This window comes from Defluviimonas sp. SAOS-178_SWC, from assembly GCF_039830135.1.
Classification (GTDB): domain Bacteria; phylum Pseudomonadota; class Alphaproteobacteria; order Rhodobacterales; family Rhodobacteraceae; genus Albidovulum.
The window spans coordinates 702,114-717,304 of sequence record NZ_CP156081.1 but is presented as its reverse complement, the minus strand read 5'-3'; the positions used below and the strand labels follow the sequence as shown (position 1 = coordinate 717,304).

The 15,191-nt window shown below is 65.3% G+C and carries 18 protein-coding genes; 5 read left to right on the top strand and 13 right to left on the bottom strand.

The window, feature by feature from the left end:
• Window positions 1–23: 23 nt before the first annotated feature.
• The 7 genes from soxB to V5734_RS04370 all read right to left on the bottom strand — a co-directional run bounded on the left by soxB (window position 24) and on the right by V5734_RS04370 (window position 5,517).
• Entirely contained in the window at window positions 24–1,715 is a 1,692-nt protein-coding gene (gene soxB, locus V5734_RS04400; protein WP_347312296.1) for a thiosulfohydrolase SoxB, read from the bottom strand.
• 123 nt (window positions 1,716–1,838) lie between these two features.
• A complete protein-coding gene (gene soxA, locus V5734_RS04395; protein ID WP_347312295.1) occupies window positions 1,839–2,696 on the bottom strand; it encodes a sulfur oxidation c-type cytochrome SoxA in 858 nt (285 codons plus the stop codon).
• 64 nt (window positions 2,697–2,760) lie between these two features.
• Window positions 2,761–3,090: a thiosulfate oxidation carrier complex protein SoxZ gene (gene soxZ / locus V5734_RS04390; protein WP_347312294.1), complete on the bottom strand. Its 330-nt coding sequence runs from the start codon at window positions 3,088–3,090 to the stop codon at window positions 2,761–2,763.
• A gap of 18 nt (window positions 3,091–3,108) precedes the next feature.
• On the bottom strand, window positions 3,109–3,531 hold the full coding sequence (gene soxY, locus V5734_RS04385; protein ID WP_347312293.1) for a thiosulfate oxidation carrier protein SoxY: 423 nt from the start codon (window positions 3,529–3,531) through the stop codon (window positions 3,109–3,111).
• Window positions 3,532–3,572: 41 nt separating this feature from the next.
• Window positions 3,573–4,046, bottom strand: coding sequence for a sulfur oxidation c-type cytochrome SoxX (gene soxX, locus V5734_RS04380; protein ID WP_347312292.1), 474 nt, complete (start codon window positions 4,044–4,046; stop codon window positions 3,573–3,575).
• A 134-nt stretch (window positions 4,047–4,180) separates the two neighbouring features.
• Window positions 4,181–4,756, bottom strand: coding sequence for a thioredoxin family protein (locus V5734_RS04375; protein WP_347312291.1), 576 nt, complete (start codon window positions 4,754–4,756; stop codon window positions 4,181–4,183).
• 20 nt (window positions 4,757–4,776) lie between these two features.
• The gene (locus tag V5734_RS04370) at window positions 4,777–5,517 is read right to left on the bottom strand and encodes a cytochrome c biogenesis CcdA family protein (RefSeq protein ID WP_347312290.1); all 741 of its coding nucleotides are present in this window, start codon (window positions 5,515–5,517) and stop codon (window positions 4,777–4,779) included.
• 70 nt (window positions 5,518–5,587) lie between these two features.
• Here V5734_RS04370 and V5734_RS04365 point away from each other — a divergent pair, with 70 nt between their 5' ends.
• The 5 genes from V5734_RS04365 (at window position 5,588) to V5734_RS04345 (ending at window position 9,119) form a co-directional block, all read left to right on the top strand.
• Window positions 5,588–5,962, top strand: a complete 375-nt coding sequence (locus tag V5734_RS04365; RefSeq protein WP_347312289.1) for a thioredoxin family protein — start codon at window positions 5,588–5,590, stop codon at window positions 5,960–5,962.
• A 48-nt stretch (window positions 5,963–6,010) separates the two neighbouring features.
• Window positions 6,011–6,382 (top strand): ArsR/SmtB family transcription factor, encoded by a 372-nt coding sequence (locus V5734_RS04360; protein WP_347312288.1) that lies wholly within the window; start codon window positions 6,011–6,013, stop codon window positions 6,380–6,382.
• 42 nt (window positions 6,383–6,424) lie between these two features.
• A complete protein-coding gene (locus tag V5734_RS04355) occupies window positions 6,425–7,471 on the top strand; it encodes a YeeE/YedE family protein (protein WP_347312287.1) in 1,047 nt (348 codons plus the stop codon).
• A gap of 207 nt (window positions 7,472–7,678) precedes the next feature.
• Window positions 7,679–8,260 (top strand): hypothetical protein, encoded by a 582-nt coding sequence (locus V5734_RS04350; protein ID WP_347312286.1) that lies wholly within the window; start codon window positions 7,679–7,681, stop codon window positions 8,258–8,260.
• Between the two features lie 109 nt (window positions 8,261–8,369).
• Window positions 8,370–9,119, top strand: a complete 750-nt coding sequence (locus tag V5734_RS04345) for a hypothetical protein (RefSeq protein ID WP_347312285.1) — start codon at window positions 8,370–8,372, stop codon at window positions 9,117–9,119.
• Window positions 9,120–9,137: 18 nt separating this feature from the next.
• Here the strand turns inward: V5734_RS04345 and V5734_RS04340 are convergent, their stop codons facing one another.
• The 6 genes from V5734_RS04340 to V5734_RS04315 form a co-directional block, all read right to left on the bottom strand.
• A complete protein-coding gene (locus V5734_RS04340; protein ID WP_347312284.1) occupies window positions 9,138–9,785 on the bottom strand; it encodes a response regulator transcription factor in 648 nt (215 codons plus the stop codon).
• Window positions 9,785–11,182, bottom strand: a complete 1,398-nt coding sequence (locus V5734_RS04335) for a sensor histidine kinase (protein WP_347312283.1) — start codon at window positions 11,180–11,182, stop codon at window positions 9,785–9,787. The genes V5734_RS04340 and V5734_RS04335 overlap by 1 nt, the downstream gene beginning before the upstream one ends.
• A gap of 88 nt (window positions 11,183–11,270) precedes the next feature.
• On the bottom strand, window positions 11,271–11,705 hold the full coding sequence (locus V5734_RS04330; RefSeq protein WP_347312282.1) for a hypothetical protein: 435 nt from the start codon (window positions 11,703–11,705) through the stop codon (window positions 11,271–11,273).
• Window positions 11,702–13,762 carry a glycosyltransferase gene (locus tag V5734_RS04325; RefSeq protein WP_347312281.1) on the bottom strand — a complete coding sequence of 687 codons (2,061 nt, stop codon included), beginning with the start codon at window positions 13,760–13,762 and terminating at the stop codon, window positions 11,702–11,704. The genes V5734_RS04330 and V5734_RS04325 overlap by 4 nt, the downstream gene beginning before the upstream one ends.
• A complete protein-coding gene (locus V5734_RS04320; RefSeq protein WP_347312280.1) occupies window positions 13,759–14,811 on the bottom strand; it encodes a hypothetical protein in 1,053 nt (350 codons plus the stop codon). Before V5734_RS04320 ends, V5734_RS04325 begins: the two co-directional genes overlap by 4 nt.
• Window positions 14,812–14,839: 28 nt before the next feature.
• A complete protein-coding gene (locus tag V5734_RS04315; RefSeq protein WP_347312279.1) occupies window positions 14,840–15,163 on the bottom strand; it encodes a hypothetical protein in 324 nt (107 codons plus the stop codon).
• Window positions 15,164–15,191 lie beyond the last annotated feature (28 nt).

Here is a 15,191-nt window from a genome sequence, read left to right as displayed (position 1 = left end):
GTTTCATCCTGTTCTCGGTCATGTCACGCCCCCGTCACCCGGACGGAGGTATTCGGGTCGATGGTCACCGCGCCCTGCTTCTTGATCCAGGCCTCGACGAGGTCCCAGATCGCCGGGCCCTCGGTGCCCTCGTTCACGCTTGCCCAGCCGGCGACCACATAGCTTTTCGCGGGATCGACCGCCTCGCCGGTCTTCAGCATCGTCATGTTGGTGATGCGCGATCCCTGCGGCTTCGAAACGTCGATGTGGTAGCCCATGCCACCGACACGGACCATGTCGCCGCCCTGCTGGTAATAGGGGTCGGGATTGAAGAGATTGTCCGCCACGTCTTCCAGGATCGTGTGCAGCGTCTCGCCGGTCATCTCGCTGCGGTAGGCGGCGGGATAGGACATGGCGGTGGCGTTGTGCAGATCCTCGCGGGTGATGTTCTCGCCCGGAAGCAACGACGGCCCCCAGCGGAAGCCGGGCGACAGCGCGATGTCGGCCTGATGTTCGTCGATCAGCGCGTTGCAGATCAGGTCGTCCCAGGTGCCGTTGAAGTTGCCGCGGCGGTAGAGAAGGCTGTCGGTGCTGCCGAGCACCTCCTCCAATTCCGCCTTGAACGGTTCGCGCTCGGCGTCGATCAGGGCGGCGACCTCGGCATCCGGCTCGATCACGTCCGAGAAGATCGGGATCAGCTTGTGCTTGAAGCCCATCATCTGGCCGTTCTGCACGTCGAGATCGACGCGGCTGATAAACTTGCCGTTGGAGCCGGAGGCGATGAGCAGGGTCTGGCCGACCATCACCGGTTCGGGCAGCGCGTCGTGGGTGTGTCCTGTCAGGATCACGTCGATCCCCGGCACGTTGCCGGCCATCTTTCGGTCGACGTCAAAGCCGTTGTGGCTGAGGACGACGACGAGATCGGCGCCGTTGTCGCGGACCTCCTGCACGACTTCGGCCATGCGCTCCTCGCGCACGCCGAATGACAGGTTTGGGAACATCCATTTCGGGTTGGCGATCGGCAGATAGGGGAAGGCCTGACCGATCACGGCGACATTCGCGCCGCCGACCTCGAACATCTTGTAGGGCTCATAGGCCGGTTCGTCCCATTCCGCGTCGAAGATGTTGGCCCCGAGGAAGGGGAAGTCGAGGGTTTCGACGATCTCGGTCACACGGTCGATGCCGAGGGTGAATTCCCAGTGCGAGGTCATCGCATCGGGCTTCAGCGCGTTCATGACGTTGACCATGTCCTGCCCGGCGGTTCTCTGCGCGGTGAGCGAGCCCTGCCACGTGTCGCCGCCATCGAGCAGAAGCGCATCGGGCCGCGACGCGCGGATCGCCTTGATCACGGTGGCGCAGCGGTCGAGCCCGCCCATGCGGCCATAGGCCCTGGCGAGCGCGGTGAAATCCTCGTAGGTCAACGCGTAGGCATGGGGGCTTCCGCTCTCGATGTTGAACATCTTGAGGAAGTCGGCACCCGTCACATGGGGCGGCTGGCCGTTCACCGCGCCGACACCGAGATTGATCTCCGGCTCGCGGAACCAGATCGGCTTCATCTGGGCGTGGATGTCCGTGATGTGGATCAGCGTAACATTGCCGAAGTCATCGAATTCCAGAAGCTGGTCTTGGGTAAGCGCCTGCTGCGCGGCAAGCCGCGACCAGTTGCCGACGCCGGACGCGCCCCAGAGCGCGGACGCCGCCACGGTTGCCTGGAGGAAATCCCGCCGCGATATCATGTTGCCTGTCCTCGTGCTGCGGGCAAACGTCCAGCCAGCGCGCGAATGCGCGTCCGGCCCCTGCCCCGATCAAAATGAACAAACGAATGGGTCCGGGCGGCTGCCGCCCGGACCGAAGTCCAGTTAGTTGCGGACCGATGGGCTCTCGACCGAAAGACCGTTGCCGCGCGAGGCGACGTAGGTTTCAAGCGCGATGAACTCCGGCGAGCCGGGCTTGAAGGTCTCGGCGCGGGTGTCGCGGATACAACCCTTGAAGCGGTTGTGGATCGACGACAGCTTCGCATCCTTCAGGCGGTAGACCGGGAAGCCGTTGATCTGGCCCTGGGACAGATGGTCGGCACGGATGAAGTTGCCGTAGTTGTCCTCGTGGCAGTTCGCGCAGCTGAGTTCGAGCTGACCGTAGCGGGTGTAGTACATCTCCTTGCCCATCTCCCAGAAAGGAGCGGCGGGGCCATCCACGGCCACGTTCATCGGCATGCCGCGCGACACGGACGAAATGAGCGCGGTCATGTTGACCATCGCCGCGTCGTCCCAGCCCCAGGCTTCGGCGCCCATGCGCTCGGTCCGGCAATCGTTGATGTACATCTCCAGCGTGTACTGCGTACCCTTCGCCTCGTTGAACTTCGGCATCTGGGTCCGCACGCCGGCCATGCTTTCCGGCGCCTCGTGGCAGGAGGCGCAAGACTTGCCCTCGGAGCCGTCTTCGGTGCTCCACACTTCCATCGCGGCCTCGACGCCGAGCATGCCCGGGTTGTCGAAGTCGTCCCGCTCCATGTCGCGGGTATCGTCTTCACGGAAATGCCAGCCGGAATACTGCTCGCTCAGCCCTTCGATGTAGTCGGGGGCCTTGTCGGTATGGGTGACGATTTCGATGCTTTCGTTGATCACCAGCTCGTCGTCCACCGCTTCGGCCCAAGCGGACAGACCCGCGAAAGCGAAGGCGGCGGCTGCGCAAGTTCCGGCGAGTGTCTTGATCTTCATGCGTTATCCTCCCTGAGAGACCGCGCCGGCATGGCCGGCGGCGGTCCTGTCCTCGGCGCTTGCGTCAGGCCACTTCGATCGGTTTCGAGTCCTCGTAGACCGAGCCGTCATCGTCGTACCAGGTGAACTTGAACTCACCCGCCGCATCGACCTTGGCGTCGAATTCGATATACGGGTTGGTCGAGATCGCCGGGTCGAGCGTGACGTCGATCACGTTCACGCCGTTGAAGTCGCAGGTGAAGCGGTTGATGATCGAGCGCGGGATGACGTTGCCGTCCTTGTCCTTGCGCTGACCCGATTCCATCGGGTGGCTGATCAGCGTCTTGATCGTCACCACCTCACCGGCCGCAGCCGATTTCGGGACTTTCACGCGGGGTTTGACATCTTTTGCCATTTCTTGTGCTCCCTAAGCTCAGCCGCCGCAGCCGCCGATGGTGACCTTGACCGTGGACGAGGCCTGCACGACGCTGCCATCCGCCATCTTCGCCAGCGCGATGACGTCCTGCGTCTTCGCGAGGCGGATGCGCGTGGAAGCCATCTGCGAGCCGGCCGCGGGACCGAAGTTGAATGTGCAGACCGCCGGCGTCGGGTTGCCCGAGGCCAGAAGCATGATCGCGGTCGCGCCGGGCGCGTCCACGGCGATCGGCACGGTGTTGCCGTTCTCGGCGATCTCCGGCGCGGTGAGGGTGATCCCGCCCGTGCCAATCGTGGCGCCCCCGGCAAAGGCCGCCGTCAGTTCCTCAACCGATGCCGACGCCATCGCCGGCAGCGGAAGCGTGGCGAAGGCGACGCCGCCAAGGCCGAGCGCCAGGGCATTCCGTCTCGATAGTTGCATCTTACGCTCCTTTTCCTGTCTTGTTCGGATCCCGTGGCCGCTCATTCCTTGAGCGTCATGAGATAGGCCACGACATCTTCGATCTGCTGCGCGGTCAGCAGCGGTGGCAGTTCGCCCTCGGCCGCTTTGCCGGTAAACGCGTCTCCGGGCCGGATATAGGGTCCGGTCTTGTAGAAGGACGGCATGATCGTGCCGTCGAAAGTCATCTTGGCATCCGAAACGATCCCGCGAAGCTGGGCTTCTTCCCAGCGGCCGGCGGCCCCGTCAAGCGACGGGCCGACATTGCCCTGGAAAGCGACGTCCGGCATCGCGGACACGGTGTGGCAGGCCACGCAATTGCCAAGAGCGCGGTTCGACATCACCTTCGCCCCCTCGGCGGGATCGCCGGCGGCGCCCGTCAGAGACTGCGCGACGGCACCTCCCTTAAAGGTCACGGCAGCCGGAGCCGTTTCGGCCGTGGCCGCCGGAACCGCGACCGCGGACAGCAGCAGGCCCAGCACAATATGGCGCTTCATCGAAGTCCTCCCTGTTCTCTCCCGAATCCGAAAGTAGCTGAGGCTGCCCTCCGGATGCAACAAAAAATTCAACTGCGTGAATATGTGAATGCATGACGGGCGGATCACCGCCCGCCGGCCACACGCGCCCGTCGTCAGTTCGACACCCGACCCATCACACGGTCGGCAACGTATTTCTGGAAATTCTCACCCGATTCGTAACCGTGGTCCTTCACCCAGGTCAGAAGCGCGGCGGTGGTTCCCTTCTCGAACGCACCCGGCATGATCGCGACAGCGGCCTCCGCGACGGTTTCCCCTTCCGGCACCTCTTCGGGCAGGAAGATCAGGGTCGGCGTGAACATCAGCCCCCATTTCATCGCCATCTTCTTTTCAGGCAGCACTTCTCCGTCAAAGTCGGTGAACTCGACATCGCCGAAGAGATTCATCTGCACGACGAAGTAGTTGTCGCGAATGAGCGCATCGATTTCCGGAACCGGAAAGACGTTCTCATACATCTTCGTGCAGTAGATGCAGCCTCGCTGTTCGACGATAATCATCAGGCGCTTGCCCTCTGCATTCGCCTCGGCCAGATCCTCTCGCATGTCCTTGAAGGTATCGCGCAGCCAGGTCGGCTTGTGCAGCCCGTCATCGCCAAGAGGCGCCACTTCCACCGCCATCGCGGGAAGGGCAAGCGAAAGTGTGACGGCAACGGATGCGAGAAAGCGGTGCATGGTGTCCTCCCCCAGGGATGTCAGATGAATTTCGTCGTCCACGGCATGTGGCGGATCATGAAATCGGCGATCGCGTTGACCGATCCGGTCGCAATCAACACTGCGAAGAGGATCAGCATGACCCCCATGACCTTTTCTACATAGCCGAGATATTTGCGGTTGCGGTTCATCCAGGCCAGGAAGGGTTTCGCGAACACGGCGGCGAGGACGAAAGGCGCGGTCATGCCGGCGCCGTAGACAAAGAGAAGCATCGCCCCGCGCCAGATCGAATCGAGGCTCGACGCGACCATCAGGATCGCGGCAAGCGCGGGGCCGACGCAGGGCGTCCATCCGAAACCGAAGGCTAGGCCCATGATATAGGCGCCGACGACAGTTGTCGGTTCCACCTTTGCCTCGATCCGCGCCTCGCGGTAGAGAAACGGGATGCGGAGGATGCCAAGGAAATGCAGGCCGAAGACGAAAAGGATCGCTGCTGCGACCCAGGACAATGGCTCAAGCCATTGCCGGAAGACCTGGCCGAGCGCCGTGGCGCCCATGCCGAGCAACATGAAGATGGATGTGACGCCGAATGCGAAGGCGATGGCCGACAGGATCAGCCGCTTCTGCGCACCTGGCGCGATGGTTTGGTCGGACCTGAGTTCCGCCATTGAAATCCCGGCCATATAGCACAGGTAGAACGGCACCATGGGCAGGATGCAGGGCGACAGAAACGACAGAAGGCCGGCAAAAAGCGCACCGCCGAAGGTTGGATCGAAAAGCACTGACTCCCCCGCCTTGCCCGGAACGCAAAAACATATTACGATTTTTATATGTAAATCCATGGGCGTCAATATGCTGCGCGTTCTTGCCCTTCTCGGCTCCATACTGGCGGTCCTGGCGACGCCGGCAGCGGCCGAATTGAAGCTGTTGATGGTGGAGCAGCCGGGCTGCGCATACTGCGCGCGCTGGGATGCGGACATCGCGCCAATCTACCCGAAGACGCCGGAAGGCCAGGCGGCGCCGCTGGAACGCGTGCAACTGCGCGGCCCCTACCCGGACAATGTCGAACTCGGGCCCCGCCCTGTCTTCACGCCGACCTTCATCCTCGTACAGGATGGCCGCGAGGCGGGCAGGATCGAAGGCTATCCGGGCGAAGATTTCTTCTGGGGACTCCTGGCACAGCTGATGTCGGGGACCGGAGAATACGAGGGGGAGGGGAAACGATGAGGAAACGGATGATCGCGGCTTGCGTCGCCGCGCGGCCGGCGGTCGCGGATGACCTGGCCATTTGAAAAGCGGCGAGGGTCCGACGGCGGCGCGCCGCGGCCCGAACCGGCCGCAGGGGTAGCCGCCGCCGAGGATCTTGTCGGACAGGCGGACGAGGCGGCCGGTTACCTGAAAGCCTTGGCCCACGAAGGCCGACTGATGATTCTCTGTCATCTGATCGACGGCGAAAAGTCGGTGACCGAGCTTGAAACCCTGCTTGCCTCGCGACAGGCTGCGGTCAGCCAGCAACTCGCCCGGTTGCGGCTGGAGGGGCTGGTAAAGGCCCGGCGCGACGGGAAGGCGATCTACTATTCCTTGAGCGATCCGAGAACCGCGCGCATGATCGGGCTGTTGAACGAGCTCTTCTGCCGGCAGGCATAGGCGCAGCGCGGGGGGCCGGGTTCCTCCAGGGGGAGTATGGGAATGGAGACGATACCACCGGGCGTTCTGGCCGCTCTCGCCGGCCTCGTGGGGGGGCTCATTCTGGGGCTTTCGGCGCGGCTTGGCGATTTCTGCACGCTTGGCGCGTTGGAATCCGCGATCTACGGCGCGGATCAGCGCCGGCTGCGGCTTTGGGGCGTCGTCCTCGGCGTGGCAATCATCGGCACGTTCATCGCCGAGGCTCTCGGCCTCGCGGAACCGACGGCCACGTTCTATCATACGATCGCGTGGAGCCCCGCCGCCTCGATCATCGGCGGGCTGATCTTCGGTTACGGCATGGCGATGGCCGGCAATTGCGGCTTCGGCGCGTTGGTCCGTTTCGGCGGCGGCGATCTGAGGTCGCTCGTCGTGGTCGTCGTCATCGGCATCTTCGCCTTCGTCACCCTGTCGGGCCCAATCGCGCCGCTGCGCGCGGCGATCTTTCCGCAGACCGGCGCCACGGAACCGCAGGGCATCGCCCATTGGCTGTCCATGAAGACCGGGTTGCCGCCGCTGGCCTTCGCGCTTGTCGTCGGCCTTGCCGTTCTCGGCTGGGGCCTGTCGCATGCGCCGTTGCGGCAGATGAAGGCGATGGTCGCCTGGGGTGTCGCGGCCGGGCTTTCGGTGGTCTGGTGCCTCGTCGCGACAAGCTGGCTTTACGAGACGAGCTTCGGCGAGATCGGAGTCGAAGGCCCGTCCTTCACCGCGCCGCTCGGCCGCACCATCATCTTCTTCATGACCTCGACCGCCGGCGGTGTGACATTCTCGGTCGGGATCGTGTCGGGAGTCCTTCTCGGCGCCTTCGCGGGATCGACGATCCGCGGCCTCTTCCGCTGGGAGGCGTGCGAAGACCCGCGCGAGCTTGGCCGGCAGGTCTCCGGCGCGGCGTTGATGGGGATCGGCGGCACGTTGGCGCTAGGCTGTTCAGTCGGCCAGGGTGTCACCGCGATGGCGACACTCGCCTTTTCGGCACCCGTGACGTTGGCTGCGATTGTCGCGGGCGGCATGTTCGGCCTCAGGCAACTGATCGGCGGCTACCAACCCGACTGAGGTCCGCGATTCTGCGTCCAGCCGTCCCGATCGGCAAATATTCGGACCTTGGTCTGATGACTCGTGCGGACCAAGGGCTGATGATGCCCGGCATGTGGTCCCGGGACGGTCCGCAACAGTCGCGGTGATCTTCCGCCAACCCGGTCCTGCATGCGACGAGAAGGTCAGCGCCGGATGGTTCGGCGGTGACCAGCAAGGAATACAGACATGGAAGACACCAAACTCAAATCCGGTCGGCTCGCGATCATCCTCGGCACTGCGGCCTTCATCATCGCGGTGCCGGTCCACATGAACTTCGACGCGGCTCACGGCACTTTCGCGGTGAAGTCGTCGCAAGCGCTCGCGAAGAACGGCGATGATGACGGTGGCGATGACGACAAGGGCGGTTCGGGCGGCGGCGGCAGCCGGGACGACGATGACGACAACAGCGGCAGCGGCAGCAGCAATGACGACAACAGCGGCAGCAGCGGCAGCGGTAGCAGCAATGACGATGACGACAGCGACGATGATAGCGATGACGATAGCGGCCATCACAGCAGCAGCCACGACTCCTCGTCTTCCTCGTCGAGCTCCGACGATTCGAGCAGCAGCTCGAGTGGCGGATCCAGCGATGGCGTGAGCGTTTCGAAGATCGAGATGTCTTCGTCCGGCATCGAAGTGCGATATTCCGACGGGACGAAGGAGGAGATCGAGAACGGCCGCTACGAGCGCAAAAACCCGGCTGGCCGTACTGTCGAGCAACGCCGGGCGACGCAAGCTGACATCAACAGGCTCCTGAGCTTGCAGTGAGCTTGCCGCAGGCACTGAATGAAATGACCCTGGGCGCGCCGAATGTGGTGCGCCCAGGGTTTCGGCCGGCGGAAGGGTCCGCCGGGGCAGTACCGGACAGGAGCCATCCGTGAGGCGCGCCGTCGTCTTTCTTCTTCTCGCCGCCGTGATCTGGGGCGGCTTGCCTGTCATCCAGCCGCTCTTCGACGGCAAGGGCGGCGCCGCCTATGCGAAAAGCGGATCGTCCGATGATGACGACGATGACAGCCACGATGATGACGATGACGATGACAACAGTGGCAGTTCCGGGTCTGGCAGCTCGGGGTCTGGAAGCTCGGGCTCAGGCAGTTCGGGGTCAGGAAGCTCTGGATCGGGCAGTTCCGGCTCTGGCAGTTCTGGATCGGGAGGATCCGGGACGAGTAGCAGTTCAAGTTCAGGCTCGGGAAGCAGTTCCGGCTCTGGCAGTTCCCGTTCCGGGTCCGGCGGATCCAGGTCTGGAGGCGCCACGCTTTTTGGCGGTGACGGCATCCACATCCAGTTCTCCGACGGCCATACCGAACGAATCCGTGGCAATCGTTTCGAAACGCTCGATGCGCACGGCCGCGTCGTGGAAAGCCGGGCCGCGCGGCGGACGGACCTGAGCCGGCTGCGCTCGCTCGGCTCCGGGTCGGCCCGGCAGGTCAGCAACCGCGTGGTTCAGAACGTCGCGCAAGTGGACGAAGCGAAAGGAGCGATCGACATCACCGACTTCCGCGGCTGGCGCGAGATCGTGTCGCGTGGCTCCTACGTGCTGAAGGATCCGAGGGGCCGCACGATTGCGCGCCGCCCGGTCACGGCCGAGGATATTCGCCGGATCCGGGCGATGCTGAACCTCGACTGACATCTGCCGCCCGGCGGCTTATTTCTTCCAGTGTCCCCGGGCCAGCACCGCCGCTTCCACGCGGTTGCGGACATGTAGCTTTTGCAGGATCGCCGTCATGTAGTGTTTCACGGTCTTCTCCTGCAGATCTAGCTCGCGGCCCACTTCCTTGTTGCTCTTTCCCTCGGCGACGAGCTTGAGGATGTCCTCCTCGCGCTTGGAGAGGTCTTCGATGGGATTGGCCGCGCGCCGCGCCGCACCGCCGTCGCGCATGGCATTCAGGATCCGCGCCGCGAGCGCGGGGGAAACGTAGGACTGCCCCCGCGCCACCTCCTTGACGATCGAGACAAGCTCTCGCGAGCCGACGCCTTTCAGGATGTAGCCGACCGCACCGGCCTTCAGCGCCTGCATGACGTCGTCGTCCTCCTCCGACACGGTCAGCATCGCGACCCTGGGCGGCTCCTCCATCGCCATGATGCGGCGGAGCGCGCCGATGCCGCCACCTGCCGGCATCGAGAGGTCGAGAAGCACGATGTCGGGCCGCAACCGCTCCGTCAGTTCGACCGCCGCGTCGGCGTCCTGCCCCTGCCCGACGACCGTTATCGCCGCGTCGTCGGAGAGGCTGCGCGCCACACCTTCGCGGTAGAGCGGATGATCGTCGGCGATAACCACGCGGATTTCGTCCATCACGATGACCTCATGTCCAGTTCCATGCTGATGACGGCTCCAGGCCCATCCTTTCGGTTTCCGGCCGTCAGGGTTCCGCCGAGGCTTTCGACGCGGTCGCGCAGCCCCCTGAGCCCGATGCCGGAAAAGTCGCCACCACCCTCGGGCAGACCGCCCGGTCCCGCCACCATGCCCGGCCCCCGGTCGCGGACCGCGAGGCTCAGGATGCCGTCGGCACAGGAAAGCCGCACCTCCTGCCCCGTTCCGCCCGCATAGCGCCAGGCATTGTTGAGGCCTTCCTGGACGAAGCGGTAGAGACAGATCTTCACCGCCTGGGACAGGGAAGTGTCTGGAGGCAGTTCGCAAGTGACATCGACTGGCGAACCGGTCCGCGCCGCATGGGTTTCTGCCACGCCGCGCACGATCTGTTCGGCGCTGCGACTGTCGATATCGGGCAGCGAGAGACCCTTTGAAATCGAGCGGACTTCGCGGATCGCATCCTTGACCGCGCGCTCCACCCCGTCGAGTTCGCTCGTGTCCTTGACCTGACCGCGCAGGTTGTCGAGCCGGAGCGCCGCAAAACTGAGGAGTTGGGCCGGACCGTCGTGCAGGTCGGCCCCGATCCGGCGCAGCGCCTGATCGTTCATCGCCGAGGTTCGCGCGGCGGCCTGTTGCACCCTCCGCCGAAGGGTCATGTTGTGGGCCGAAAGCGCCCCGAGTTCCGACAGTTGCGCGGTCAGGGCATCGCGCTGGCGGTCAATGATGCGGCTTCCGCGCAGGACGATGAGATAGAGAATTCCCCCGATCGACATGAATGTCAGCGCGACGGCCATCCAGCTGTTGCGCTTGGCTGCAGCCAGATCGCGTTTCAGCTGGGTTGCGACCTCGTAGAATTCGGCGACGCCGATCACCTTGCCGGACCAGACCTCCCGCACCGGCGAATAGATTTCGAGAAGCGGCAGGCCGAGCGCGTTTTCGCCCTGATCCTCCTCATCGCTCAGATCCTCGAAATCGGCCCGAACCTCGCCTTTGACGGCGGCGGCGAGGTTGTCGGTGATCTGGAAGGTCTCTCCGACGATGATGGGATCGGTCGCATGTACGACCCGCCCCTCGGGCGTCCAGAGCTTGAACGATACGACCCGTTCGCCGAGCGGCGTGTTGGAGAAGATCTCGTCAAGCGCGCGGTGGGCGCCGGGCGGCAGCGTGTCCACATCGGCCATGTCCTGGCTCAGCGGCGAGATGATGCTGTCCATGTATTGCGACGTGGCGAGCGCGGTGTTGCGCACCACACCGTCCTCGATGCGGGCGGCGACGATCCGCCCGATGAGCACCATCGAAAGGATCATGATCACGCCACCGGCCACCGCGAACTGCGCCGCGAGCGAAAGATCGTTCCAGGACCTGATGTTTGCCTTCATCGCGTGCCCGACCGGCTGCCTCACCTTACCTTCTAAGGGCCATTAGCATGCAGCGATACGGGCTTTGGTCCGATGAGTTCCGCAACCGTCATCCAAGCGCCGCGACATCCGCCGCATCGATGATGAGTGCGAGGGACCAGAAAGCGGTCATCTCGGCCTCCCACGCGGCGCGGTCGACCCCGTCGCCGGGCACAAACCGCTCGACCCGGAAACCGAAGCGGTCGAAACCGCTTTGCCCGAGCGATGTCAGGATGATCGGTGTCACTCCGCGTTCGAGAGCGGCCGCAGCGAGGCGCAGCGCCGTGCGCGCCGGGTCGGGCAAGGGGGCGTCGACGCGGATGCCGAGGTAGGCGGCGCCAGAATCCTCCCGCTCCCACAGTCGCGGCGACGGGGGCGGTGTATCGGACGACCAGCCGCCAAGACCGGCCCCGAAACGCGCGGGCGGCGCGGCGCCCGCATCGAGGTCGACAGGCCCCTCGGGCGTGATCCGCGACAGGACGGCAAGCCAGTGGTCGGGGGTCATCGCGCCTCCTTCCCGAGGATGAGGCTGGCCGCGTCGCCGTTGCCGGTTTCCGGCAGGTCCGCCGCCGCCAGCGCCGAGCGGATCCTGTCGGCCTTGCCCGCATCGAGGAACGCCCGCACCTCGCGTTCAAGAAGAAGGATTTCATGGGCCAAGACCGTCTCGGCCAGCCCCCGGTCGGAGGCCGCGCGCGCGCGGCGTTCCTGATCGTCCATGAAGGTCGCCATCTGTGGCACGAAAATCGTCGGCACCCCGTGGTAGAGAAGCTCGTGGAAGGAATTGTATCCGGTCGCCGAGACGACGAGATCGGCGATCTGGCAGAGCGCGAGTGCGTTCTGCGTCTGGACCACGCAGGTGTTTTTCCAGCTTGCGAGGCCCGCCGGAACCACCGCGCCGGGCCAGACCACGATCAGGTGGAGGCAATTCGGCCGCGCGTCGAGCATCGCCGACAGGGCCTGCATCTGCGCCGTCCGGTCCGCCGCGACGCCGCCGCCAAGCATTGTCACGACCAGGTCATCCACGCCGCGCCCGAGCTTTGCGCCGAGCGCCTCGCGGCGGGACGTGCGTTCTGCCGCGCCCACCTCGGGCAGCCGCCGAACGATTGGCCCGACGGTGTGAACATGGGCGCCGGCACCGCGGTCGGCGTTCAATTCCGCGAAGGCTTCGCTCGGCACGATGACCCGGGCGAAGGCGCGTTCACGGTCGAGCGCCGTCGCGAGCGTCTGCCCGGCCTGCCAAAGACCGCGCCGGATCCAGGTCGCGTCCAGACCGTGTTCCAGAATAACCCGGTGGATCGAATCGAAGACGAACCCGCCATCGAAGACCAGCCGATCACCAGTGCGGAGCACCCGGCGGAGCCGCAGATAGCTCAAGAGGTCGTTGGCGTGATCCTCGGGATGGTCAGGGCTTTTCTGCACGAGCGGCAGGCAGTCGAAACCCCTGTCGCGAATGAGCGGCACGCAACTGGGGAACGCGGCGAAGGCGGGATTGGCGTCGGTCACCATCGCCTCGGCGATGAGGGTGCAGCGCTGCGCGTGGCCAAGGCCGATGCCGTTGGTCGGAACGAAAAGGACGCGCCTGGGCGTTTCGTCCACCGGCATCTCGGCCACTGGACCGAGGCCCAGCGCGCCTTCCAGCGCCTCGACCGAATGGGTTGTCAGCCACGGACTTTTCTGCGCCTGCCGGCCGATTTCGCGCCGGTTCACGAGGACCGTGTGCTGGATGTAGTTCGCAAGCGCCGCGATCTCTTCCGGGCCGCGCAGCACCGGCGCGCCACCGGTCAGGAAACCGCCCCCGGACGTGCAGTCGATGGCCACCCGTCCGGACCGCATGAGGTCGAGCGCGAAGGCCGCCATCCTCTCGCCGGGAACACCGTCGCCGAAAAAGGCGGCGATGTCTGCGAGCCGGGCGAAGGCAGCCGGCGAGAGCTCGGAATAGCCGAAGACGGTCAGTCCGGCGTGACGCGACGCCTTGACCTGTTCCTTGCCCTTGCCGGGCAGGATCACATTCAAGCGGTAGTCGGGCAGGTTGTCCACCGCCGAAAGGATCGGAAGCGTCTGCGGGTCGTCGAGCGCTTCCAGCGGCAGGACGACGAACAGCTGCGGTAGCCGTTCGGGCGGTTCGGGCGTCGGCGCGGCGGCGAGCGGCGAGATTGCGTTGGCAACGAGCGGGGGGCCCTGAAGCGCGGCGAGGTCGACAATGTCGGGTTCCCGGCCGATGGCATAGGCGACCTTCGCCCGGGCGGCGATCGCGGATTGCCGGTCGCCGAAACGCCCGGTGACGGAGACCGTCACATCCGCGCCAAGACGCATTCCGCGCAGGGCCATCATCGTCTCTTGCACGACGCTTTCGGCACCGATCAGGACGACGCGGGTCAGCGTCACGGCCTCGAGATCGGCGAGGAAGGCGGCCGCCTCGTATTTCTGGTAGCGCTCCAGCTTTTCCGGCCGGGTACGGTCGTCGAGGACGACCTGATGGCCGCGCGCGGCAAGTTGTGTCGCGACGAGAAGTTTGGCGTCGAAGGCCTTGTCGGTCTGTTCGCCAGCCTCGATCAGGATCATGCCGCTGCTCCGACCCGTGGTCCGAGGAGTGCCGCGAACCGCGCCCGGAACGCCTCGGCCGAAAACCCGGCAAGCGCCGCCTGCGCCATGCGGACATGGTCGGCGTAACGCTCGGGGGCGTTCACGAAAGCGCGGATGATACCGTCGACCTCATCGGGGCGCGCACCGATGACGCCACCGCCGAACCCCGCCGCCGTCGCGGGGTCCGCGATCACCACCTTTCCCGCCGCGATGCCTTCGGCGAGGACGCGGCCGAAACTTTCCTGCCAGGTTGGGGCGGTGAAATAGACCATGAAGTCGATCATTCCGAAATACCGTTCCAGATCAAGGCCCCGGAACGGGTAGACCTGCCAGTGCGGCGGCGCCCCTTCGGCGATCATCAGGTCGGCGCCGAGGATGACATTGGTCTCGGCGTGACGCGGAAAGCAGAGGTCGAGATCGGCGGGCGGCGGGAACTTCTCGAATCCGGGCCGCGAATGGCGGCCGCGCCGGTCGCAGGGGGTCCCTGTCGGCGGGGTCATCGGCAGATCGCAGATGTTGAACCAGTCATCGGGCAGCATGTCCCACCCGGACGGCAGGCCGAAGCGGTCCCTCCACGCGGTCACCGTCGCCCGATTGTGCGCCGAGATCGGGGCCAGCGATTTCCGCAAGGCGAGCGTCGCGCGGTCGATCTGGGCAAGGCAGCCGGCCGTGTCGAACGCCTCCTCCCCACCGGGGCGGAGGAAGTTTTCGTGGCTCACGACGATCAGGTGCCGGCAGAGGACTCGACGGCCGAATTCGGACTGGAACTTCAGGAAGGACGGGTTGTGCAGGATCACGGTGTCGGCGCTGATCGTGTCGGCATCCCAGACCGGCGCGATTCCCAGCGCGTCAAAGGCGGCGGCGAGCGGCGGGGCCGGGTCCGGCCCGGCGAACATGCGGGAACTCACCGCGTGAACGACGGGCCGGCAAAGCGGCGCGATCGCGCGCAACTCTTCCGCCACGGCCGATGAGGTGCCCCCGGGAAAGCGCGGGTCGAGAACATAGGCGACGCGTCGCGGCCCGGTCATCTTTCACCTCCGGGGCGCGGCGGGGCGGTCAATACGTGACCGCGTTCGCAGCCGCGAAATTCACCACCGATGTCGGCGGCACGACCGCCGTCTGAGCGGTTCGCGCCGCGAAGCAGTTGAGCTGGCCGCGTTCGGTGGCGGCGACGAAGGTCCGCAACTCGCGCGCGAGCGCGTCGCCGCCCGACATGATCGACGGGTTGGCGGTGAGGTATTGCCAGAGGGCGGCACAGTCCTTTTGCAGGATGTACTGCTCGATCTGCTGCAGCTGCGCGATATCGTAGTCGGCCCGCGCCGGCGCGCCGGCGATCATCAGAAGTGCGGTGATGACCGCAAGTAGTCTCGGATCAGGCATTCAGCCCCCATCTTGTCGTTTCGACCCC